We start from the raw sequence: 21827 nt of genomic DNA on the forward strand, positions 1-21827 counted from the left end.
GGCGCTCAGCGGACCATGCAGGGGCGCTTGTTGTCGAAGGTCCAGTTCGGAATGAGGAACTGCATTGCCTGCGCGTCGTTGCGCGCGCCGAGGCCATGCTGCAGGTACAGCTGGTGCGCCTTCTCGACCTCGGCCATGTCGAGCTCGATGCCCAGGCCGCCGCGCGTGGGCACCTGCACGAGGCCGCCCTCGATCTGCAGCGGCGCCTTCGTGAGGCGCTGGCCGTCCTGCCAGATCCAGTGCGTGTCGATGGCCGTGACCTTGCCGGGCGCCGCCGCGGCCACGTGCGTGAACATCGCGAGCGACACGTCGAAGTGGTTGTTCGAATGCGAGCCCCAGGTCAGGCCCCAGGCCTGGCACAGCTGCGCCACGCGCACCGAGCCCTGCATCGTCCAGAAGTGCGGGTCGGCCAGCGGAATGTCGACCGACTGCAGCGACAGGCTGTGCACCATCTCGCGCCAGTCGGTGGCGACCATGTTGGTGGCGGTGGGCAGGCCCGTGGCGCGGCGGAACTCGGCCATCACCTCGCGGCCCGAGAACACGCCTTCGGCGCCGCACGGGTCTTCGGCATAGGCCATCACGCCGTGCAGGTCGCGGCACAGGCGGATGGCATCGGCCAGCAGCCAGCCGCCGTTGGGGTCGAGCGTGACGCGCGCCTGCGGGAAGCGCGCGTGCAGCGCGCGGATCGCCTCGACCTCTTCCTCGCCGCGCAGCACGCCGCCCTTGAGCTTGAAGTCGGTGAAACCGTAGCGCGCATGCGTGGCCTCGGCCAGGCGCACGATGGCCTCGGGCGTCATGGCTTCTTCGTGGCGCAGGCGGAACCAGTCGTTGTCGGCGCCGGGGTCGGTCTCGTACGGAAGGTCGGTCTTGGTGCGGTCGCCCACGTAGAAGAGGTAGCCGAGCATCTGCACCGCATCGCGCTGCTGGCCTTCGCCGAGCAGCGCGGCCACGGGCACGCCCAGGTGCTGGCCCAGCAGGTCGAGCAGCGCGGCTTCGGCAGCGGTCACGGCATGGATGGTCACGCGCAGGTCGAAGGTCTGCAGGCCGCGCCCGCCGCTGTCGCGCGCGGCAAAGGCGCTGCGCATGCGGTTGAGCACGGCGTTGTGGTTGCCGATGGGCTGGCCCACGATGAGGTCGCGCGCGTCTTCGAGCGTCTGGCGGATCTTCTCGCCGCCCGGCACCTCGCCCACGCCGGTGTGGCCGGCGCTGTCGGTGAGGATCAGCAGGTTGCGCGTGAAGAACGGGCCGTGCGCGCCGCTGAGGTTCATCAGCATGCTGTCGTGGCCCGCGACGGGCACGACGCGCATGGCGGTGACGACGGGCGCGCCCGACACGACATGGGAAACGGATTCAGGACTTGTCATCTTCGGGCTGTGGCCTCAATCGGCAGTGATGTGGCGGGTGTCGATCAATGTCTTCCATCGCGTCCACTCGCGCAACTGGAAGGCGGTGAAGTCCTCGGGCGTGCTGGCGACGATTTCCAGGCCCTGGTCGAGCATGCGCTTCTTCGTCTCGGGGTCCTGCATGGCGGCGATGACCGCGTCGCTCAGCTTCTTCTTCGTGGCGGGCGGCAGGCCCTTGGGCGCGGCCATGCCTTGCCACGAATAGACCTCGGCGCCCTTCACGCCGGCCTCGGCGAGCGTGGGCACGTCGGGCAGCACGGGCGAGCGCTTGTCGCCGGTGACGGCCAGCGCGCGCAGCTTGCCGGCGCGGATGTGCGGCAGCACGGCGTTCACGTTCTGGAACGAGAAGTCGACCTGGTTGCCCAGCAGGTCGTTCACCGCCGGCGCGCCGCCCTTGTAGGGCACGTGCACGCCTTCGGTCTTCGATTGCTGCCAGAAGAGTTCGGCCGACAGGTGGTCGGACGAGCCGTTGCCCGAGCTCGCGAACGAGACCTTGCCGGGCGTCTTGCGCAACAGCGCGAGCACGTCGGCCACGCTGCGCTCGGGCCGCGCGACATTCGCCACGAGCACGTTGGGCGCCTGCACGGGCACGCTGATGTAGTCGAAGTCCTTGGTGGCGTCGTAGGGCACGCTCTTTTGCAGATGCGGTGTGACGACGAAGGCGCCGAGCGACGACACCAGCAGCGTGTAGCCGTCGGGCAGTGCGCGCTTCACGAAGCCGGTGCCGATGGTGCCGGTGGCGCCGGGCCGGTTGTCGACCACGAAGCTGCCGCCGAGCTTGCCCTGCAGCTGCTGGGCCAGTGCGCGCGCCACCATGTCGGTGGAACCGCCGGCCGGGAACGGCACGATGATCGTCACGGGCTTCTGCTGCGGCCATGCATCGGCCTGGGCCGAAGCGTGCAGCGGCGACAGCAGAGCGGTGGCGGCGAGCGCGAAGCCCGTCGCCAGGAATTGCATTCTCTTCATGCGCGGTGGTCCGATCAGGAAGGAAGGCGCACAGCCTGGCGCGCGAGCAGCTTCCACTCGCCGCCCTGCTTCTGCCAGACGCCAAGGATCTTCAGCGCGACCTTGCCGGGCTTGCCCGAGTCGTTGGTGTCGGCCGTGAGCGTGTGGCGCACGATGGCGGTGTTTCCGTCGACGACCTTGATGGTCTGGTCGGTGATCGCGATGGTCACGAAGTCCGACTTGCGGTCGAGCAGGTCGGCGATGAAGCTGGCCTGCGTGTCGACCTTGCCGCCCGAATGGCCGTAGCTCAGGTCGTCGGACACCAGCGCGCGCAGCGCGGCGGGCGTCGGGTCGACCATGGCGACGCGCAGCCGCTCGGCGGCCGCGGCCACTGCCGGTTCGGCCGATGCACCGCTGTTGCTGCCTCCGCTGGCGGCGCAGCCCGCGAACACGGCGGTCGCTGCGGCGGCGAGCAGGAATTTTCTGATGAGCATGTCGTTGTCTCCTGTTTGTTTTGTGGTGCGGTCGACTGCGATCAGTGCCTACTTACTGCGGGCCGAGCGTGTCGATGAGCGCCTTCAGTGCGTCCATCTCGTCGGGCTTCAGGTCGGTCAGCGGTGCGCGCACGGGGCCGGCGTCGTGGCCGACGAGCTTGGCGCCCGCCTTCACGATGCTCACGGCGTAGCCGGGCACGCGGTTGCGCAGTTCCAGGTAGGGCATGAAGAAGTTCTTCAGCAGGCGGTGCTGCGTGGCCATGTCGTCGTTCGCGACCGCGTGATAGAAGTCCATCGCCGTCTTCGGGATGAAGTTGAAGACCGCTGACGAGTACACGGGCGTGCCCATCGCCTTGTAGGCCGCGGCATACACCTCGGCCGTGGGCAGGCCGCCCAGGTAGGCGAAGCGATCTCCCATCTTCTGGAAGATCGCGACCATCGCTTCGATGTCGCCCACGCCGTCCTTGAAGCCGACGAGGTTCGGATTGCGCTCGGCCAGGCGGGCCAGCGTGTCGGGCTTGAGGCGGCTCGAGGCGCGGTTGTAGACGATCACGCCGAACTTCACGCTCTTGCACACGGCCTCGACGTGCGCGGCCAGGCCTTCCTGGCCGGCTTCGGTGAGGTAGTGCGGCAGCAGCAGGATGCCGTGCGCGCCGGCCTTCTCTGCCGCTTGCGCGCATTGGATGGCGAAGCGCGTCGGGCCGCCGGCGCCGGCAATGATCGGCACCACGCCGCGGCAGGTGTCGACCGCCGTCTGGATGATGCCGGGGTACTCGTCACCGGTCAGCGAGAAGAACTCGCCCGTGCCGCCCGCGGCGAACAGCGCGCTCGCGCCGTAGGGTGCCAGCCATTCGAGGCGCTCGACGTAGCCCTTCTTGTTGAAGTCGCCGTTGCTGTCGAAGTCGGTCAGCGGGAACGAGAGCAGGCCGGAGCCCATGATGGTCTTGAGTTCTTGCGGGTTCATCGGAAGTCGTCCAGTGAAAAAGAGAAATGAGGAAAAGAGAAAAGAAGAAGAAGGGGCCGCTCAGTCGAGCTTCAGGTTGGCCTGCTGGATCACTTGCGCCCAGCGCGCGCGCTCCTTGGCGAAGAACTGGTCCTGCTCGGGCGCGGTCATGGTCACGACCTCGGCGCCCTGCCCCGCAAGGCGCGCCCGGATGTCGGGCGTGCGGATGATGCGGACCAGTTCCTTGTTGAGCCGGGCGATCACCGCGTCAGGGGTGCCGCGCGCCGCGACCACGCCCTGCCATGTGCCGGACTCGTAGCCGGGAACGCTCTGCTCCGCGATGGTCGGCACGCTGCCGATCAGCGGCATGCGCGTCGACTTCGACACCGCGATGAGCTTGAGCTTGCCGCTTTGCACATGCGGGTAGGTGGCCAGCATGCCGTTCATGAGCACCTGCGTCTGGCCGGCGACGGTGTCGAGCACGGCCTGCACGCCGCCCTTGTAGGGCACGTACTCCCACTTGGCGCCGCTCTTGCGCTGCAGCTCGACGCCGGCCAGGTGCGCGGTGCTGCCGCTGGCGGTGACGGCGAAGTTGAGGTCGCTCTTCTTCGACAGCTCGACCAGTTCCTTCAGCGTGTTGGCCTGCACCGACGGGTGCACGACCAGCAGGTGCGGCGAGTACGCCAGCATGGCCACGCTGCGCAGGTCCTTCGACGGATCGAACGGCAGCTTGGGGTACAGCGACGGGCTGATGGCCAGCGCGCCGAGGTCGCACAGCATGAGCGTGTGGCCGTCGGCCGGCGCCTTGGCCAGCATGTCGGCGCCGAGGTTGCCGTTGGCGCCCGCGCGGTTTTCGATGACCACGGGCTGGCCCAGCGCCTCGGACAGCGGCTGGCCGATGGCGCGCGCAATGATGTCCGACGAGCCGCCCGGCGGGTACGGCACGATGAGACGGATGGGCTTGGAAGGCCAGGTGCCGCCCGCCCCTTGCGCGAACGCGTGCAGGGGCAGGCTGGCGGCCAGTGTGGTGGCGAGGGCGGCGCCGAGCGCGCCGCGTCGGTTGACGGTCATGGGGGCTGTCTCCTGAGGTTCGATGCAGGCATGCGGGTCGCGATGGCACTGCATGTTATCAGTCATCGTACAACTAGAAAATCAGCTTGTCCAGACTTGGACCCCGAAAACCCGGGGCGAACTCAGCGCGAAGGGGTGTTGTCGGACGAGGCGGTGCCGTGGCCGGCCGCCTCCGTCCTTGCTTTGTGCTGTTGCGCTGCTTCCTGCGCCATGCGCAGCCGCTCGCGGCTGTTGGTCAGGTGGATGCGCATCGCGGCGCGTGCCGACTCGGGGTCGCGGCGCGCGATGGCCGCGTAGATTTCCTCGTGCTCGCGGTTCACGCGGCTCAGGTAGCTGCCGTCCTGCACGCGGATCGCGCTGATGCGCGTGCGCGGGATGATCGTCGTGCCCAGGTGCCGCATGATGTCGGCGAAGTAGGGGTTGCCGGTCGACTGCGCAATCTCCAGGTGGAAGGCAAAATCGGGCGCCACGGTGTCGCCGCCCACCTTGACGTTCTGCTCGAACGCGTCGAGCGCCTGGCGCATCGCCACCAGCTGCTCGTCGGTGCGCCGGCTCGCGGCCAGCCCGGCGGATTCGGTCTCCAGGCTGATGCGCAGCTCGAGCACGGCGAGCACGTCGACCGAAGTCGCGATCTCGCCGGGATCGAGGCGGAACACGCCGCCCATGCCACCCGGACGCGGCTGCAGCACGAAGGTGCCCACGCCGTGCAGCGTCTCGACCAGCCCGCCCGCCTGCAGCTTGGACAGCGCCTCGCGCACCACGGTGCGGCTCACGCCGTAGGCCTGCATGATGGCCGACTCGGTCGGCAGCTTGTCGCCCGGGCGCAGCGACTGGCTGCGGATCTTCTCGCCCAGGTCTTCCACCAGCCCGTTCGCCAGGCCGCGCGCGCGCTGGCGCGGCCGCCCCACGAAAGCGGCGTTGCCCGCCGGGTTGTCAGCGGTCGTTGTCTGAACTTCGGGATTACCCGCAGTCGTTGAGGCCATGACGACGATCATAATCCCCTCACAGTTGTACGACAACAGATAACTTATCACCTAAAAAGCGGTGACGACGTTGTCCACCTCCTCCGCTTCCCCTCACACATCCCGAAGACATGTCGACGCCTGAAGCCCCCTCCCCCAAGCTTGGCCGCCTGCTGCTGACCGGCGCCGCCGGCGGCCTGGGCCGCGTGCTGCGCGAACGGCTCGCGCCTTTTGCGAACGTGATCCGCCTTTCCGACATCGCCGACATCGCACCGGCCACGGGCGCGCATGAAGAAGTCGTGCCCTGCGACCTGTCCGACAAGGCCGCGGTCGACGCGCTGGTGGCCGGCTGCGACGCCATCGCCCATTTCGGCGGCGTGTCGGTCGAGCGCCCGTTCGAGGAAGTGCTCGAAGCCAACATCAAGGGCGTGTTCAACCTGTACGAAGCCGCGCGCCGCCACGGCGTGAAGCGCGTGGTGTTCGCCAGCTCGAACCACGTGATCGGCTTCTACAAGCAGGACGAGCACATCGACGCGCACGCCGCGCGCCGGCCCGACGGCTACTACGGCCTGTCGAAGTCCTTCGGCGAGGACATGGCGCAGTTCTACTTCGACCGCTGGGGCATCGAGACGGTGAGCATCCGCATCGGCTCCTCGTTCCCCGAGCCGCTCAACCGCCGCATGATGAGCACCTGGCTCAGCTACCGCGACCTCACGACGCTGATCCAGAAGTCGCTCTTCACGCCCGGCGTGAAGCACACGGTGGTCTACGGCATGTCGGCCAACCGCGACCTGTGGTGGGACAACGCCGCCGCCGCGCACCTGGGCTTCGTGCCGCAAGACAGCTCCGAGGTGTTCCGCGACAAGGTCGAGGCGCAGCCGAAGGTGGCGCCCACCGATCCGAACGCCATCTACCAGGGCGGCGCCTTCACCGCACAAGGCCCGTTCGGCGACTGACCGCGCTGCACACCATGCAAGCCGAACTCGTTCTCGACGCGCGCAACGGCACGGGCGAAAGCCCGGTGTGGCTGGCCGCGCAGCAGGCGCTGTACTGGGTCGACATTCCCGCGCGCACGCTGAACCGCTGGCATGCCGGCGAAGGCCATGCGCAGTGGCGTGCCGACGAAATGATCGCCTGCATCGCACCGCGCGCCGACCGCCCCGGCGAATGGATCGCCGGCATGGAAAGCGGCCTGTTCTCGCTGCGCCCGCGCGCCGACGGCACGCTCGCGGCCACGCCGCTCGCCCCGGTGGCGCACGCCGCGCCGGGCATGCGCTTCAACGACGGTCGCTGCGACCGGCAAGGCCGCTTCTGGGCCGGCACGATGCTGCTGGACATGGCCGCCGGCGCGCGTGTCGGCCGCCTGTACCGCCACGGCCCCGGCGACGACGGCGCGGCCTTGCAGCTGGACGACCTGATCGTGCCCAACGGCCTGGCCTTCAGCCCCGACGGCCGCACGATGTACCTGTCGGACTCGCACCCGAGCGTGCAGGCCGTCTGGGCCTTCGACTACGACACCGACACCGGCACGCCGAGCAACCGGCGCCTGTTCGTCGACATGAATCCCCTGCCCGGCCGCCCCGACGGCGCGGCGATGGACGTCGACGGCTGCTACTGGATCTGCGGCAACGACGCTGGCCTGGTGCACCGCTTCACGCCCGACGGCCGGCTCGACCGCTCGCTCGCCGTGCCGGTGAAGAAACCCGCCATGTGCGCCTTCGGCGGCCCGACGCTCGACACGCTGTTCGTCACCTCGATTCGCCCCGGCGGCATCGACCTGTCGGACCAGCCGCTGGCCGGCGGCGTGTTCGCGCTGCGCCCCGGCGTGGCGGGCGTGCCAGAGCCGGCCTTCGGCTGACCCCTTTTCTTTTTTATTGACGACAACCACCAAGAGGACGAGACAAATGAAGCTCTACAAGACACTCATCGCACTTGCTGCCGGCGCGGCGGCCGCGTTGACCACGCTGGCTGCCGGCGCCACCGAGTTCCGCTCGGCCGACATCCACCCCGACGACTACCCCACCGTGACCGCCGTGAAGTTCATGAGCGAACGGCTCAAGGCGCTGTCCGGGGGCAAGCACAGCATCAAGGTCTTCAACAACAGCGCGCTCGGCAACGAGAAGGACACGATCGAGCAGACCAAGATCGGCGCGCTGCAGATGGTGCGCGTGAACATCGCGCCCATGAACAACATCTGCCCCGAAACGCAGGTGCCGACCATGCCCTTCCTGTTCCGTTCAGTGGAGCACCTGCACAAGGTGCTCGACGGTCCGGTCGGCGAAGAAATCCTGAAGTCGTGCGAGAAGCAGGGCTTCGTGGGCCTGGCCTACTACGACAGCGGCGCGCGCTCGATGTTCACGGCCAAGAAGCCCGTGCGCAACTTCGCCGACATGAAGGGTCTGAAGGTGCGCGTGCAGCAGTCCGACCTGTGGGTGTCGATGCTCGAGGCCATGGGCGCCAACGCCACGCCGATGCCGATGGGCGAGGTCTACACGGGCCTGAAGACCGGCCTCATCGACGCCGCCGAAAACAACTACCCCACCTACGAAAGCGCGCGCGCCTTCGAGGTCGCCAAGTACTACAGCAAGACCGAGCACTCGATGGCGCCCGAGATGCTGCTGTTCTCCAAGCGCGCGTGGGACAAGCTCTCCACCGAAGAGCAGGGCTGGCTGCGCCAGGCCGCCAAGGAATCGGTGCCCTACATGCGCAAGCAGTGGCAGGAGCGTGAAGTGAAGTCGCTGGCCACGGTGAAGGCCGGCGGCGCCGAGATCATCGACGTCGACAAGGCCCCGTTCCAGGCCGCGATGAAGCCGGTGTACGACAAGTTCATCACGGACGCGAAGCTCAAGGACCTCGTGAAGCGCGTCCAGGACACGAAGTAAACAGGGCTCGCCCCCAGGCTTCGCGCACTTCGTGACCCTGCGCCCCTGCCGGGGGGCCACGAAGGGGCGGAGCCTCTCCATTTTTCGCGCTGGAAATATGTACACCAAACTTTGCCGCACGCTCGCCCGTGCCTGCATGTGGATGGGCATCCTCGGTCTCGTCGCGGTGATCTGCGCCGTGAGCTGGCAGGTGTTCGGCCGCTACGTGCTCAACAACACCCCCACCTGGGCCGAGAGCCTCGCACTGCTGCTGGTGCTCTACGTGACCATGCTGGGCGTGGCCGTGGGCGTGCGCGACGCGGGCCACATCGGACTTGAATCGTTCCTCGTGCTCGCGCCCGACTGGCTGCGCCTGAAGATGGAATACCTCATCCACGCGCTGATCCTGCTGTTCGGCCTGGCCATGGCCTGGAACTGCGCCTCGCTCGCCGAATCGGTGTGGGACTACCGCCTGCCCACGCTGTGGATTTCCGAAGGCTGGAAGTACGTGCCCGCCGCCGTGTCCGGCGTCCTCATTGTGATGTTCTCGATCGAACACATCATCGCCTTGGCCCAAGGCCGCGAAGTCGAACCCGCCTGGGGCTGAACCTCATCATGACGACCCCTCTTCTCATTCTTTGCCTCTCGTTCACGCTGTTCCTGCTGCTCGGCGTGCCGGTGGCGTTCTCGATCGGGCTGTCGGCCCTGGCCACGCTGCTGTACGAAGGCCTGCCGCTCGCGGTGGGCTTCCAGCAGATGACCTCGGGCATGGGCATCTTCTCGTTCCTTGCGATTCCGTTCTTCATCTTTGCCGGCGAGCTGATGCTCTACGGCGGCATCGCGGACCGCATCGTCAACTTCGCGCGCAACCTCGTGGGCCACGTGCGCGGGGGCCTGGGCATGTCGAACGTGGTGGCCTGCACCCTGTTCGGCGGCGTCTCGGGCTCGCCCGTGGCGGACGTCTCGGCCATGGGCGCCGTGATGATCCCGATGATGAAGAAGGAGGGCTACCACGCCGACTACGCGGTCAACGTGACGACGCACGCGGCCCTGGTCGGCGCGTTGATGCCCACCAGCCACAACCTCATCATTTACTCGCTCGCAGCGGGCGGCAAGGTGTCGATCGCGGCGCTGATTCTGGCGGCGCTGCTGCCGGCGGCGGTGCTCACGCTCAGCAACCTCGCGGCCGCCTACCTCGTGGCCGTGAAGCGCGGCTACCCGGCCGGCAGCTTCCCGGGCTGGGCCATCGTGGCGCGCTCGTTCGCAGCGGCGCTGCCGGGCCTGTTCATCGTGGTGCTGATCCTCGGCGGCATCCTGTCGGGCATCTTCACGGCGACCGAATCGGCGGCGGTGGCGGTGCTCTATGCGCTGGCGCTCACGATCTTCGTGTACCGCACGCTGAAGTGGGAGCACTTCATCAAGGCCGCCTCGAAGGCCGTGCGCACCACGGGCGTGATCCTGCTGCTCATCGGCATCTCGAGCACCTTCGGCTACCTCATCAGCCTGTACGGCGTGGCCGAGCTCACGGGCCAGATGCTGTCGCAGGTGACGACCACGCCGTGGATGATCTTCCTGCTCATCAACATCATCCTGTTCGTGCTGGGCACCTTCCTGGACATGGCCGCGACCATCCTGCTGTGCACGCCGATCTTCCTGCCCATTGCACAGCAGTACGGCATGACCTCGGTGCAGTTCGGCGTGGTGATGCTCATCAACTGCGCGCTGGGCCTGAACACGCCGCCCGTGGGCACCACGCAGTTCGTCGGTTGCGCCATCGGCGGGGTGTCGGTGGGCACGGTGATGCGCACGATCTGGCCCTTCTACGGCGCGCTGATCTTCGCGCTCGGCGTGGTCACCTTCGTGCCGGCGTTTTCCACCTGGCTGCCCAGCCTGTTCATGGTGGTGAAGTAAAGAAAAGAGAAAGGGCCTCCCGATGGCCGATGCGAACACCCGACCGCCGCTGTACATCCGCATCCACGCGGCCGACAACGTGGCCATCGTCGCGAACGACGGCGGCCTGAAGGCCGGCACGGCCTTCGACGACGGCCTGGTGCTGGTCGACACCGTGCCCCAGGGCCACAAGGTGGCGCTCGTCGACCTGGCCGAAGGCGACGCCATCCGCCGCTACAACGTGGTGATCGGCTACGCGCTCAAGGCGCTGCCGCGCGGCAGCTGGGTGCACGAGCGCGTGATGCGCATGCCGGTCGCGCCCGAGCTCGACGGCCTGCCCATCGCCACGGTCAAGCCCCCTGCCCTGCCGCCGCTCGACGGCTATACCTTCGAGGGCTACCGCAACGCCGACGGCTCGGTGGGCACGCGCAACATCCTCGCGATCACGCAGACCGTGCAGTGCGTGGCCGGCGTGACCGAGTTCGCCGTGCAGCGCATCAAGGCCGAGCTGCTGCCGAAGTACCCGCATGTGGACGACGTGGTGGCACTCGAGCACAGCTACGGCTGCGGCGTCGCCATCGACGCGCCCGACGCCATCGTGCCGATCCGCACCTTGCGCAACATCAGCCTCAACCCGAACTTCGGCGGCGAGGTGATGGTCGTGAGCCTGGGCTGCGAGAAGCTGCAGCCCGAGCGGCTGCTGCCGCCCGGCACCATCCCCATCGCCGACCAGCGCGGTGCGCCCGCCGACGACCTCGACGTGGTCTGCCTGCAGGACGACGCGCACGTCGGCTTCATGTCGATGATCGATTCGGTGATGCGCCAGGCCGACGCGCACCTCGCGCGCCTCAACCAACGCCGGCGCGAGACCGTGCCCGCGAGCGAACTCGTCGTGGGCGTGCAGTGCGGCGGCAGTGACGCCTTCTCGGGCGTCACTGCCAACCCGGCCGTGGGCTTTTGCACCGACCTGCTGGTGCGCGCGGGTGCCACCGTGATGTTCTCGGAAGTCACCGAGGTGCGCGACGGCATCGACCAACTCACCTCGCGCGCGTCCACGCCCGAGGTGGCCGACGCCATGATCCGCGAGATGGCCTGGTACGACGCCTACCTCGACAAGGGCCGCGTCGACCGCAGCGCCAACACCACGCCGGGCAACAAGAAAGGCGGGCTGTCGAACATCGTCGAGAAGGCGATGGGCTCGATCGTCAAGTCGGGCTCGGCGCCCATCACCGGCGTGCTCGCGCCCGGCGAGAAGGTAAAGCAGAAGGGCCTGATCTACGCCGCCACGCCGGCCAGCGACTTCATCTGCGGCACGCTGCAACTCGCGGCCGGCATGAACCTGCATGTGTTCACCACCGGCCGCGGCACGCCCTACGGGCTGGCCGAGGTGCCGGTGATCAAGGTCGCCACGCGCAGCGACCTGGCGCGCCGCTGGCACGACCTGATGGACGTGAACGCAGGCCGCATCGCCGACGGCGAAGCCAGCATCGAGGACATCGGCTGGGAGATGTTCCGCCTGATGCTCGAGGTGGCCAGCGGCCGCAAGAAGACCTGGGCCGAGCACTGGAAGCTGCACAACGCGCTGGTGCTGTTCAACCCGGCACCGGTCACCTGATCGACTCACCCTCACGGAGCACAGCCATGGAAGACCTCAAGGACAAGACCGCCCTCGTCACCGGCGCCAGCACCGGCATCGGCGCCGCGGTGGCCATCGCGTTCGCCGCGCGCGGCATGCGCGTGGCCGTGCACTACAACAGCTCGGCCGAGGCGGCGACCCGCGTGGTCGACACCATCCGCGCCGCCGGCGGCACCGCCTTCGCGCTGCAGGCCGACGTGCGCGACACCGCCGCGATCCGCGCCTGCGTGCAGGAAACGACGGCGCAGTTCGGCCGCATCGACGTGCTGGTGAACAACGCCGGCAGCCTGGTCAAGCGCATGCCCATCGCCGAGTTCGACGATGCGCTGTTCGACGAAGTGATGCACATCAACGCGCGCTCCGTGCTGGCCTTCTGCCGCGAAGCCGTGCCGCAGATGCGCAAGCAAGGCAGCGGCACCATCATCAACGTGACCTCGGTGGCCGCGCGCACCGGCGGCGGGCCAGGCGCCTACCTGTATGCGGGCGCCAAGGGCTTCGTGAGCACCGCCACGCACGGCCTGGCACGGGAACTCGTGGGCGACCGCATCCGCGTGAACGCGGTCGCGCCGGGCGTGATCCAGACGCCGTTCCAGGACCGCTTCTCGACGCCCGCAATGCTCGAGACCTTCAGGACCGGCATCCCCATGGGACGCCTGGGCACGGCCGACGAATGCGTGGGCGCCTTCCTGTACCTCGCCTCCGAGCAGCTCTCGGGCTACGTGACCGGGCAGGTGCTCGAAGTGAACGGCGGGCAGTACATGCCCTGACTCACTCCCCCGCCTTCTCAGCACAACAGATCAACAACGGAGACAGAGACACCATGCAAAGAAGCCAGTTCGTCCGCGGCCTTGCCGCCCTTTCGGCCACCGCCGCCCTCTCGCTCGGCCTGGCCGCGCCCGCCGCGGCGCAAGCCAACGACTTCCCGAACCGCACCATCGAGCTGCTCGTGCCCTACCAGCCCGGCGGCGGCACCGACGGCCTGGCGCGCGCGTTCTCGGAAGCGAGCCGCAAGCACATCTCCCAGAGCATCGTGATCGTCAACCGCCCCGGCGCGGGCGGCGCCATCGGCTGGACCGAGGTGATCAACGCCAAGCCCGACGGCTACAAGCTCGCCGTGCTCACCGTGGAGCTGCTCACGCTGCCGCACCTGGGCCTGGCCAAGTTCAACTACGACGACTTCCAGCCCATTGCGCAACTCAACGCCGACCCGGCCGCGATCACCGTGAAGGCCGATGCGCCGTGGAACACCATCGAAGAGTTCCTCGCCGCCGCAAAGAAGTCGCCCGAGGGCATCCGCGTGGGCAACTCGGGCAACGGCTCGATCTGGCACCTGGCCGCCGCCGCGCTCGAAGACAAGACCGGCACCAAGTTCGGCCACATCCCGTTCCAGGGCGCCGCGCCCGCCGTGCTGGCGCTGCTGGGCGGCCACATCGAAGCGGTGGCCGTGAGCCCCGCCGAAGTCACGACGCACGTGCAGGGCGGCAAGCTCAAGGTGCTGATGGTGATGGCCGACAAGCGCGTGAAGGGCTTCGAGAAGATCCCGACCGCCAAGGAGCGCGGCATCGACCTGTCGATCGGCACGTGGCGCGGCCTGGGCGCGCCGAAGAACACGCCACCCGAAGTGATGGCCAAGCTGCGCGAGATCACCGCCAAGACCGCCGCCGAGCCGCTGATGCACGAGGTGATGGACAAGCAGAACCTGGGCTACGTCTACACCGACGGCGCCGTGTTCAAGGAAACGCTCGCCAAGGACAACGCCTACTTCAAGGCGCTGATCACCAAGCTCAACATCAAGCCGTGAGCGCGACACGACAAGGAAGCACGACCATGCAACGCCGCACACTCATCCAGTCCGCCCTCGCCGCCTCGCTGGCGGCGGCCCTGCCCGCCTTCGCGCAGGGTGGCAACACCTGGCCCACGGGCAAGGCCATCACCTACCTCGTGCCCTTCCCCGCGGGCGGCACCACCGACGTGCTGGGCCGCCTCATCGGGCAGAAGCTCGGCACCGTGCTGGGCACGAGCGTGATCATCGACAACAAGGGCGGCGCCGGCGGCAGCGTGGGCTCGGAGATCGGTGCACGCGCCGCGCCCGACGGCTTCACGCTGGTGGGCGGCACGATCAGCTCGCACGCCATCAACGTGAGCCTGTACCCCAAGCTGGGCTACGACCCGCAGAAGTCGTTCGCGCCCGTGACGCTCATCGGCACCAACCCCGTGGTGCTGGTGGTGAACCAGGCCAGCCCCTACAAGACGCTGAAGGACGTGATCGCCGCGAGCAAGGCCAAGGCCGGCGGCCTCTCGTCGGCCTCGGCGGGCACGGGCACCTCGCAGCACCTGGCGCTGGAGTTGCTGGGCTACAAGTCGGGCGTGAAGTTCACGCACATCCCGTACAAGGGCAGCGGCCCGGCGATCCAGGACGTGATCGGCGGACAGGTCAACATGATGTTCGACACCACCGTGGTGGCCGGCCCGCACATCCAGAGCGGCAAGCTGCGCGCCATCGCCGTCACCTCGGCCAAGCGACTGGCCTCGATGCCCGACGTGCCCACGGTGGCCGAGTCGGGCGTGCCCGGGCTGCAGGACTTCGAGGTGGTGTCGTGGCAGGCCATCTTTGTGCCCGCGGGCACGCCGGCGCCCGTCGTCGACCGCCTGCACACCGAGATCCGCAAGATCCTCGCGACGCCCGAGATGCAGGACAAGCTCAAGGGCTTCGGCATGGAGCCCGCCGACCTCACGACCGCGCAGATCGCCGCCTTCCAGAAGACCGAAGTGGAGAAGTGGGCGCAGGTGATCAAGGCCGCAGGCATCAAGGCCGACTGACCCAACCCCAGCAGCGGCGGCCCCCGACAGCCTCCACGCCCCGACAAGCGCCTGGTGGGCGGTGTGGTGCGGGCGGCCCCTCTGTGCCGCCGAGGCGCGCAGCGTTTCGCGGATCAGGGCTCGCAGCTGTTTGAGCGCAGCGAGTTCTGCGAGACCCCGCGAAACGCGAGCACCGCAGGGCAGCCGCGAAGCGGCCGGCACAGTGGGGCCGCCCGCGCCGCGCCGCCCGCCGGGCGCGTGCCCCGCAAAGAGCGCCCACCCTCGCGAACCAAGGGAAGCTTCCTACGCTCCCCCGGAGAAGCGCTTTATAGAATGCCCGTCCGATTCCGCATTCCAGGCCTTTCACAACGTGTCCGATCGCTCCGCAGTTCTGCCCCAATACCTGTTCCCCAAGCAGGCCCTGACCAATTTCGCCGGCTGGGTCGCAGGCAAGGAACGAGGCGCGGTCACCACCTGGATCATTCGCCGCTTCGTTGCCAAGTACAACGTCGACATGGGCGAGGCGCTCGAGTCCGACATCCATCACTACAAGAGCTTCAACCAGTTCTTCACGCGCGCCCTCAAGCCCGGCATGCGCCCGCTCGCGCAGGCCGACCTCGTGTGCCCCGTGGACGGCGCCATCAGCCAGTTCGGCGCCATCGAGGGCGACCAGATCTTCCAGGCCAAGGGCCACAACTACACGACCACCGCGCTGGTCGGCGGCGATGCCGCGCTGGCCGCCAAGTTCGCGCACGGCAGCTTTGCCACGCTGTACCTGAGCCCCAAGGACTACCACCGCATCCACATGCCCTGCGACGGGCGGCTGGTGCGCATGATCCATGTGCCCGGCGACCTCTTCTCGGTCAACCCGACCACCGCGCGCGGCGTGCCCGGCCTGTTCGCGCGCAACGAGCGCGTGGTGTGCGTCTTCGAATCGGCCAACGGCCCCTTCGTGCTCGTGCTCGTGGGCGCCACCATCGTCGGCAGCATGGCCACCGTGTGGCACGGCGTGGTCAACCCGCCGCGCGTGGGCGAGCTGCGCGAGTGGCACTACAACGACCAGCAGATCGACATCAAGAAGGGCGACGAGATGGGCCGGTTCTTGCTGGGCTCGACCGTCGTCATGCTGTTTCCGGCGCCCGCGCTGGCCTTCAACCCGGACTGGTCGCCCACCCGCGCGATCCGCCTGGGCGAAGCCATGGCCAACTACGCCTGATTTGTGAAGCTTTGTCTCGAAACCCGCATGCTGCATGCCTGTACAGCTATAAAACCAGTAGCATCCTGATCCTTCGCGCTATAGTCGTCGGCCAGCCAGACGGTCCATGACGACCAATCACAAACAAGAGTGCGCCGCCCCGGCCCGCCCCCGGCCGACGGTCCGCCCAGCTTCGAGGAGATGATGTCGATGAGTACCAAGGAAAACGCAGCCATCAGCCAGTTGCTCGCCCTGCTCGAAGCCCGCTATGCGCTGCGTGTGCTGTGGGCCCTGCGCGACGGCCACGCCCAGACCTTCCGGCTGCTGCAGGACAGCGTCGGCGGCATCACTCCCAACACCCTCAACACCCGCATCAAGGAATTGCGCGAAGCCGGCGTCGTGAGCCACGGCAGCGACGGCTATTGCCTCACGCTGAGCGGACAAGACCTGCTCAAGCGCCTGTCAGACCTGCAGGCCTTCGCCGCCAAATGGCAGTTGGGGCAGAGCAAGAAGGCCGCGGGACCGGCCGCCGCCCAGCCCACGTCGACCGAGGCCTCCGCACCCGTGGCGCCTGCTGCGCCGGCGCCTTCCGCCCCCGACGCAGCACCTCCCGCAGCCACGCCGCCCGGCTCCGACAGCCAGGGCTGAAGCGGGGTCCTCGCGGGCCTCGGTAAACTCCGCGCCTCCGATTCCTCTCCCATTTCATCGACGCAAGGAGCGTTTCCCATGCCCACCACCCCCTCCGGCCTGCAATACGAAGACACCGAAGTCGGCACCGGCGCTGAAGCCAAGGCCGGCCACCACGTGCACGTGCACTACACGGGCTGGCTCTTCAACGACGGCGTGCAAGGCGCCAAGTTCGACTCCAGCCGCGACCGCAACGACCCCTTCGCGTTCTCGCTGGGCGCCGGCCAGGTCATCAAGGGCTGGGACGAAGGCGTCGCCGGCATGAAGATCGGCGGCAAGCGCACGCTGATCATCCCCGCCTCGCTGGGCTACGGTGCCCGCGGCGCCGGCGGCGTGATCCCCCCAAACGCCACCCTGAAGTTCGACGTCGAGCTCCTCGACGCACACTGATCAGGCTCGCCCCCAGGCTGCGCGGCACTTCGTGTCCGCTTCGCCAACCCCCTACCGGGGGCGACACCTGCGGCCCGGCGAAGCCGGTTCCGCGGTGTCTCTCGCGAAAGCCACTTCGCACCCCTCTTGCGGCCGCTTTGGCCGCATTTTTACGCTTGAAAAGCCCTGGAGCAGCCCCAAGTGGCTGGCTGTGTTTGTTTTCCGGCGCACGCCGGTTCTTTGAAAAATGTCTGACCCGCAACAATCCGCACAGAATTCTCAAATGCTGCAAGGCGAGCCCAGTCCCGAAGAACTGGAGGCCGCGCAAGCCGCCAACGAAGCCGAGGCGCTCGACGCCCTGGCCGTGGCGCAAGGCGAACTGGCTGCCCTTCAGACCAAGAATGCCGAACTGGCCGACCAGTATTTGCGCGCCCAGGCCGACGTGCAGAACGCCCGCCGCCGCGCCGACGACGAGATCACCAAGGCCCGCAAGTTCGCGGTCGAAGCCTTTGCCGAGAGCCTGCTGCCGGTGACCGACAGCCTCGAAGCCGGCCTGGCCATAAAGGACGCCACGCCCGAGCAGATCCGCGAAGGCGCCGAGGCCACGCTGCGCCAGCTCAAGAGCGCCCTCGAACGCAACAAGGTGATCGAAGTGGCCCCCGCTGCCGGCGACAAGTTCGACCCGCACCTGCACCAGGCCATCTCGATGGTGCCCGCCGACCAGGACGCCAACACCGTGGTCGGCCTGCTGCAAAAGGGCTACACGATCAACGAGCGCGTGCTGCGCCCGGCGCTGGTCACCGTGGCCGCCCCGAAGTAAATCGGCACTGCCCCACAAGATTCCCACAGGAAATCCCCGCGTCGTCCCTTGAATCGCACCGGGTTATCCACAAGTTCATAACAACATATTTTTCCGAATTTCAGGAGTAAGAACATGGCAAAGATCATCGGCATCGACCTCGGCACCACCAACTCGTGCGTGTCGATCATGGAAGGCAACACCACGCGTGTGATCGAGAACTCGGAAGGTGCCCGCACCACGCCGTCGATCGTCGCGTACCAGGAAGACGGTGAAGTCTTGGTCGGTGCCTCGGCCAAGCGCCAGGCCGTCACCAACCCCAAGAACACGCTGTACGCGATCAAGCGCCTGATCGGCCGCAAGTTCGAGGAAAAGGAAGTCCAGAAGGACATCGACCTGATGCCCTACACCATCGCCAAGGCCGACAACGGCGACGCATGGGTGGAAGTGCGCGGCAAGAAGATGGCCCCGCAACAGGTCAGCGCCGACATCCTGCGTAAGATGAAGAAGACCGCCGAAGACTACCTCGGCGAAACCATCACCGAAGCCGTGATCACGGTGCCGGCGTACTTCAACGACGCACAGCGCCAGGCCACCAAGGACGCCGGCCGCATCGCGGGCCTGGACGTCAAGCGCATCATCAACGAACCCACCGCTGCAGCCCTGGCCTTCGGCCTGGACAAGCAGGACAAGGCCGACCGCAAGATCGCCGTGTATGACCTGGGCGGCGGCACCTTCGACGTGTCGATCATCGAGATCGCCGACGTCGACGGCGAGAAGCAGTTCGAAGTGCTGTCGACCAACGGCGACACCTTCCTGGGCGGCGAAGACTTCGACCAGCGCATCATCGACTACATCATCGGCGAGTTCAAAAAGGAACAGGGCGTCGACCTGAGCAAGGACGTGCTGGCCCTGCAGCGCCTGAAGGAAGCCGCTGAAAAGGCCAAGATCGAGCTGTCGAACAGCGCGCAGACCGACATCAACCTGCCGTACATCACGGCCGATGCCACCGGTCCGAAGCACCTGAACATCAAGCTCACCCGCGCCAAGCTGGAAAGCCTGGTCGACGAGCTGGTCGAGCGCACCATCGCGCCTTGCCGCCTGGCCATCAAGGACGCCGGCATCAGCGTGAGCGACATCAACGACGTGATCCTGGTCGGCGGCATGACCCGCATGCCCAAGGTGCAGGAAAAGGTGAAGGCCTTCTTCGGCAAGGAACCGCGCAAGGACGTGAACCCCGACGAAGCCGTGGCCGTCGGCGCCGCCATTCAAGGGCAAGTGCTCTCGGGCGACCGCAAGGACGTGCTGCTGCTGGACGTGACCCCGCTGTCGCTGGGCATCGAGACCATGGGTGGCGTGATGACCAAGATGATCACGAAGAACACCACGATCCCGACGAAGTTCGCACAGACCTTCTCGACCGCCGAGGACAACCAGCCGGCCGTGACCATCAAGGTGTTCCAGGGCGAACGCGAGATCGCCTCGGGCAACAAGCTGCTGGGCGAGTTCAACCTGGAAGGCATTCCGCCGGCATCGCGCGGCACGCCGCAGATCGAGGTGAGCTTCGACATCGACGCCAACGGCATCCTGCACGTGGGTGCCAAGGACAAGGGCACCGGCAAGGAAAACAAGATCACCATCAAGGCGAACTCGGGCTTGAGCGAAGACGAGATCCAGAAGATGGTCAAGGACGCCGAGCTCAACGCCGACGAAGACAAGAAGAAGCTCGAGATCGTGCAGGCGCGCAACCAGGGCGAAGCCATGGTGCACAGCGTGAAGAAGTCGCTCGGCGAGCATGGCGCCAGCCTCGAAGCCGCCGAGAAGGACGCGATCGAAGCCGCGATCAAGGACCTGGAAGAAGCCCTCAAGGGTGAAGACAAGACCGTGATCGAGGAAAAGACCAACACGCTGATGACCGCGAGCCAGAAGCTCGGCGAGAAGATGTATGCCGAATCGCAGGCTGCGGCCAACGCCTCGGCCGCCAGCGGCCCGGCAGGCGCGGAAGCTGCGGCGCATGCCCAGGCTGACGACAACGTGGTCGACGCCGAAGTCAAGGAAGTGAAGAAGGGCTGATCCCCTGCCCTTCTAACAAGGCTGGAACACCTGAACAGGTGCTCCAGCCTTTCTCGCTTCCAGTTCCCCGACGAGTTCCCGCCGCCCGACCGAATCTGCTGCCATGGCCACCAAACGCGACTACTACGAAACCCTCGGCGTTCCCAAGAACGCGAGCGAGGAAGAAATCAAGAAGGCTTATCGCAAGCTTGCGATGAAGCACCACCCCGACCGCAACCACGGCGACACCAGCAAGGACGCCGAGGCCAAGTTCAAGGAGGTGAAGGAAGCGTACGAAATGCTGTCGGACGGCCAGAAGCGCGCGGCCTACGACCAGTACGGCCATGCCGGCGTCGACCCCAACATGCGCGGCGGCCCCGGCGCGGAAGGCTTCGGCGGCTTTGCGGAGGCCTTCGGCGACATCTTCGGCGACGTGTTCGGCGGCGGCCGCGGCCGCACCAGCGGCGGGCGCCAGGTGTTCCGCGGCAGTGACCTGAGCTACGCGATGGAAGTCACGCTCGAGGAAGCCGCCGACGGCAAGGACGCGCAGATCCGCATCCCGAGCTGGGACGACTGCGGCACCTGCCACGGCTCCGGCGCCAAGCCCGGCACCAAGCCCATCACCTGCACCACCTGCCACGGCGCGGGCGCCGTGCAGATGCGCCAGGGCTTCTTCAGCGTGCAGCAGACCTGCCCGACCTGCCACGGCAGCGGCAAGATCGTTCCCGAGCCCTGCACCGTGTGCCACGGCCAGGGCAAGATCAAGAACAACAAGACGCTCGAAGTGAAGATTCCGGCCGGCATCGACGACGGCATGCGCATCCGCAGCACCGGCAACGGCGAGCCCGGCACCAACGGCGGGCCACCCGGCGACCTGTACATCGAGATCCGCCTCAAGAAGCACGACCTGTTCGAGCGCGACGGCGACGACCTGCACTGCGTGGTGCCCGTGAGCGTCACCACCGCGGCGCTCGGCGGTGAGATCAACGTGCCCACGCTCAAGGGCGCGGCCGCCATCGACATTCCCGACGGCACCCAGAGCGGCAAGCAGTTCCGCCTGCGCGGCAAGGGCATCAAGGGCGTGCGTTCGAGCTACCCGGGTGACCTGTACTGCCACGTGCGCGTGGAAACGCCCGTGAAGCTCACCGAGCACCAGCGCAAGCTGCTCAAGGAGCTCGACGAATCGCTCAAGAAGGGCGGCGAGAAGCACAGCCCGACCGACAAGGGCTGGTTCGACAAGGCCAAGGAATTCTTCAGCTGATGATGATGCTGACGCGCTGACGGCCTTCGTCAGCGCCGGGCCGACGCCCTGTCGGCCCGAAGCGTGCCCTCTTTCGGCCGCTGCCGCCCTGCGGCGGCGCGCCAGGCACGCGAACGGTGCTCCCCGCACCGTTGCGGAACGCCGCCGACCGGCACCCGCGTTGTCTTCCCACGTTGCCATGCGCCAGCCACTCGCCACAGGAGTGGCGCGGGGATTGCTTTAATGTTTTTTTGGATATGCAATAAACCAAACGACAGGTCGCGCGTTATTGCTGAAAGGCATCGGCTTTATTGAACCCGGGTTCAATTAGGAAAGGTGTTCGCCACAGAATTTCAATGAGGACGATAGCCATTCGGCATAGTCATTTCATCCGGGGACAATTACGCGAGCGCGAGCTTTTCAATTTAACAGAAACACGAATAGAAGTTCCTTGTTTTCCGAGGAACTTTACTCGGCAGAG

At 67.2% G+C, this 21827-nt stretch carries 20 protein-coding genes and 1 pseudogene; 15 read left to right on the plus strand and 6 right to left on the minus strand.

Annotation, left to right across the window (positions count from 1 at the left end):
* Positions 1-5: 5 nt before the first annotated feature.
* From gudD to ACAM52_RS16925, 6 genes are all read right to left on the minus strand, one after another.
* Positions 6-1364 carry a glucarate dehydratase gene (gene gudD, locus ACAM52_RS16900; protein WP_369644045.1) on the minus strand — a complete coding sequence of 453 codons (1359 nt, stop codon included), beginning with the start codon at positions 1362-1364 and terminating at the stop codon, positions 6-8.
* A 15-nt stretch (positions 1365-1379) separates the two neighbouring features.
* Positions 1380-2369, minus strand: a complete 990-nt coding sequence (locus tag ACAM52_RS16905; protein WP_369644046.1) for a Bug family tripartite tricarboxylate transporter substrate binding protein — start codon at positions 2367-2369, stop codon at positions 1380-1382.
* Between the two features lie 14 nt (positions 2370-2383).
* Positions 2384-2842 (minus strand): nuclear transport factor 2 family protein, encoded by a 459-nt coding sequence (locus tag ACAM52_RS16910; RefSeq protein ID WP_369644047.1) that lies wholly within the window; start codon positions 2840-2842, stop codon positions 2384-2386.
* Between the two features lie 52 nt (positions 2843-2894).
* Positions 2895-3806, minus strand: coding sequence for a 5-dehydro-4-deoxyglucarate dehydratase (kdgD, locus tag ACAM52_RS16915; RefSeq protein WP_070059669.1), 912 nt, complete (start codon positions 3804-3806; stop codon positions 2895-2897).
* Between the two features lie 60 nt (positions 3807-3866).
* Positions 3867-4856 (minus strand): Bug family tripartite tricarboxylate transporter substrate binding protein, encoded by a 990-nt coding sequence (locus ACAM52_RS16920; protein ID WP_369644048.1) that lies wholly within the window; start codon positions 4854-4856, stop codon positions 3867-3869.
* A 122-nt stretch (positions 4857-4978) separates the two neighbouring features.
* Entirely contained in the window at positions 4979-5839 is an 861-nt protein-coding gene (locus tag ACAM52_RS16925; protein ID WP_369644049.1) for a FadR/GntR family transcriptional regulator, read from the minus strand.
* Positions 5840-5949: 110 nt separating this feature from the next.
* Here ACAM52_RS16925 and ACAM52_RS16930 point away from each other — a divergent pair, with 110 nt between their 5' ends.
* The 15 genes and pseudogenes from ACAM52_RS16930 (at position 5950) to dnaJ (ending at position 21367) form a co-directional block, all read left to right on the plus strand.
* Positions 5950-6774 (plus strand): NAD-dependent epimerase/dehydratase family protein, encoded by an 825-nt coding sequence (locus ACAM52_RS16930; RefSeq protein WP_369644050.1) that lies wholly within the window; start codon positions 5950-5952, stop codon positions 6772-6774.
* A gap of 14 nt (positions 6775-6788) precedes the next feature.
* On the plus strand, positions 6789-7676 hold the full coding sequence (locus ACAM52_RS16935) for an SMP-30/gluconolactonase/LRE family protein (protein ID WP_369644051.1): 888 nt from the start codon (positions 6789-6791) through the stop codon (positions 7674-7676).
* Positions 7677-7722: 46 nt separating this feature from the next.
* Complete coding sequence (locus tag ACAM52_RS16940; protein WP_307585981.1) at positions 7723-8700, plus strand: TRAP transporter substrate-binding protein; 978 nt, start codon at positions 7723-7725, stop codon at positions 8698-8700.
* 97 nt (positions 8701-8797) lie between these two features.
* Complete coding sequence (locus ACAM52_RS16945; protein WP_056582957.1) at positions 8798-9286, plus strand: TRAP transporter small permease; 489 nt, start codon at positions 8798-8800, stop codon at positions 9284-9286.
* A gap of 8 nt (positions 9287-9294) precedes the next feature.
* Entirely contained in the window at positions 9295-10590 is a 1296-nt protein-coding gene (locus ACAM52_RS16950) for a TRAP transporter large permease (protein ID WP_070059673.1), read from the plus strand.
* 22 nt (positions 10591-10612) lie between these two features.
* The gene (gene garD, locus ACAM52_RS16955; RefSeq protein WP_369644052.1) at positions 10613-12184 is read left to right on the plus strand and encodes a galactarate dehydratase; all 1572 of its coding nucleotides are present in this window, start codon (positions 10613-10615) and stop codon (positions 12182-12184) included.
* Between the two features lie 26 nt (positions 12185-12210).
* Complete coding sequence (locus ACAM52_RS16960; RefSeq protein WP_369644053.1) at positions 12211-12972, plus strand: SDR family NAD(P)-dependent oxidoreductase; 762 nt, start codon at positions 12211-12213, stop codon at positions 12970-12972.
* 53 nt (positions 12973-13025) lie between these two features.
* Positions 13026-14006: a tripartite tricarboxylate transporter substrate binding protein gene (locus ACAM52_RS16965; protein WP_307694262.1), complete on the plus strand. Its 981-nt coding sequence runs from the start codon at positions 13026-13028 to the stop codon at positions 14004-14006.
* Between the two features lie 26 nt (positions 14007-14032).
* Positions 14033-15025 (plus strand): Bug family tripartite tricarboxylate transporter substrate binding protein, encoded by a 993-nt coding sequence (locus tag ACAM52_RS16970; protein ID WP_369644054.1) that lies wholly within the window; start codon positions 14033-14035, stop codon positions 15023-15025.
* 349 nt (positions 15026-15374) lie between these two features.
* Entirely contained in the window at positions 15375-16220 is an 846-nt protein-coding gene (gene asd / locus ACAM52_RS16975; protein ID WP_070059678.1) for an archaetidylserine decarboxylase, read from the plus strand.
* A 189-nt stretch (positions 16221-16409) separates the two neighbouring features.
* Positions 16410-16712 (plus strand): annotated as a pseudogene (locus tag ACAM52_RS16980) (winged helix-turn-helix transcriptional regulator); the annotation flags it as partial.
* A 213-nt stretch (positions 16713-16925) separates the two neighbouring features.
* Positions 16926-17276: an FKBP-type peptidyl-prolyl cis-trans isomerase gene (locus ACAM52_RS16985; protein ID WP_159277610.1), complete on the plus strand. Its 351-nt coding sequence runs from the start codon at positions 16926-16928 to the stop codon at positions 17274-17276.
* 262 nt (positions 17277-17538) lie between these two features.
* On the plus strand, positions 17539-18075 hold the full coding sequence (grpE, locus tag ACAM52_RS16990) for a nucleotide exchange factor GrpE (RefSeq protein ID WP_235944124.1): 537 nt from the start codon (positions 17539-17541) through the stop codon (positions 18073-18075).
* 114 nt (positions 18076-18189) lie between these two features.
* Positions 18190-20127: a molecular chaperone DnaK gene (gene dnaK, locus ACAM52_RS16995; RefSeq protein ID WP_369644055.1), complete on the plus strand. Its 1938-nt coding sequence runs from the start codon at positions 18190-18192 to the stop codon at positions 20125-20127.
* A 103-nt stretch (positions 20128-20230) separates the two neighbouring features.
* Entirely contained in the window at positions 20231-21367 is a 1137-nt protein-coding gene (gene dnaJ / locus ACAM52_RS17000) for a molecular chaperone DnaJ (RefSeq protein WP_062470698.1), read from the plus strand.
* Positions 21368-21827: the final 460 nt, after the last annotated feature.

Origin of the sequence: Variovorax sp. V118 (genome assembly GCF_041154445.1) — a bacterium.
Taxonomy (GTDB): domain Bacteria; phylum Pseudomonadota; class Gammaproteobacteria; order Burkholderiales; family Burkholderiaceae_C; genus Variovorax; species Variovorax boronicumulans.

Coding starts and splice junctions, on each gene's coding strand:
- gudD (WP_369644045.1), bottom strand. CDS start 1,364: ATGACAAGTCCTGAATCCGTTTCCCATGTCGTGTCGGGCGCGCCCGTC.
- ACAM52_RS16905 (WP_369644046.1), bottom strand. CDS start 2,369: ATGAAGAGAATGCAATTCCTGGCGACGGGCTTCGCGCTCGCCGCCACC.
- ACAM52_RS16910 (WP_369644047.1), bottom strand. CDS start 2,842: ATGCTCATCAGAAAATTCCTGCTCGCCGCCGCAGCGACCGCCGTGTTC.
- kdgD (WP_070059669.1), bottom strand. CDS start 3,806: ATGAACCCGCAAGAACTCAAGACCATCATGGGCTCCGGCCTGCTCTCG.
- ACAM52_RS16920 (WP_369644048.1), bottom strand. CDS start 4,856: ATGACCGTCAACCGACGCGGCGCGCTCGGCGCCGCCCTCGCCACCACA.
- ACAM52_RS16925 (WP_369644049.1), bottom strand. CDS start 5,839: ATGGCCTCAACGACTGCGGGTAATCCCGAAGTTCAGACAACGACCGCT.
- ACAM52_RS16930 (WP_369644050.1), top strand. CDS start 5,950: ATGTCGACGCCTGAAGCCCCCTCCCCCAAGCTTGGCCGCCTGCTGCTG.
- ACAM52_RS16935 (WP_369644051.1), top strand. CDS start 6,789: ATGCAAGCCGAACTCGTTCTCGACGCGCGCAACGGCACGGGCGAAAGC.
- ACAM52_RS16940 (WP_307585981.1), top strand. CDS start 7,723: ATGAAGCTCTACAAGACACTCATCGCACTTGCTGCCGGCGCGGCGGCC.
- ACAM52_RS16945 (WP_056582957.1), top strand. CDS start 8,798: ATGTACACCAAACTTTGCCGCACGCTCGCCCGTGCCTGCATGTGGATG.
- ACAM52_RS16950 (WP_070059673.1), top strand. CDS start 9,295: ATGACGACCCCTCTTCTCATTCTTTGCCTCTCGTTCACGCTGTTCCTG.
- garD (WP_369644052.1), top strand. CDS start 10,613: ATGGCCGATGCGAACACCCGACCGCCGCTGTACATCCGCATCCACGCG.
- ACAM52_RS16960 (WP_369644053.1), top strand. CDS start 12,211: ATGGAAGACCTCAAGGACAAGACCGCCCTCGTCACCGGCGCCAGCACC.
- ACAM52_RS16965 (WP_307694262.1), top strand. CDS start 13,026: ATGCAAAGAAGCCAGTTCGTCCGCGGCCTTGCCGCCCTTTCGGCCACC.
- ACAM52_RS16970 (WP_369644054.1), top strand. CDS start 14,033: ATGCAACGCCGCACACTCATCCAGTCCGCCCTCGCCGCCTCGCTGGCG.
- ACAM52_RS16985 (WP_159277610.1), top strand. CDS start 16,926: ATGCCCACCACCCCCTCCGGCCTGCAATACGAAGACACCGAAGTCGGC.
- grpE (WP_235944124.1), top strand. CDS start 17,539: ATGCTGCAAGGCGAGCCCAGTCCCGAAGAACTGGAGGCCGCGCAAGCC.
- dnaK (WP_369644055.1), top strand. CDS start 18,190: ATGGCAAAGATCATCGGCATCGACCTCGGCACCACCAACTCGTGCGTG.
- dnaJ (WP_062470698.1), top strand. CDS start 20,231: ATGGCCACCAAACGCGACTACTACGAAACCCTCGGCGTTCCCAAGAAC.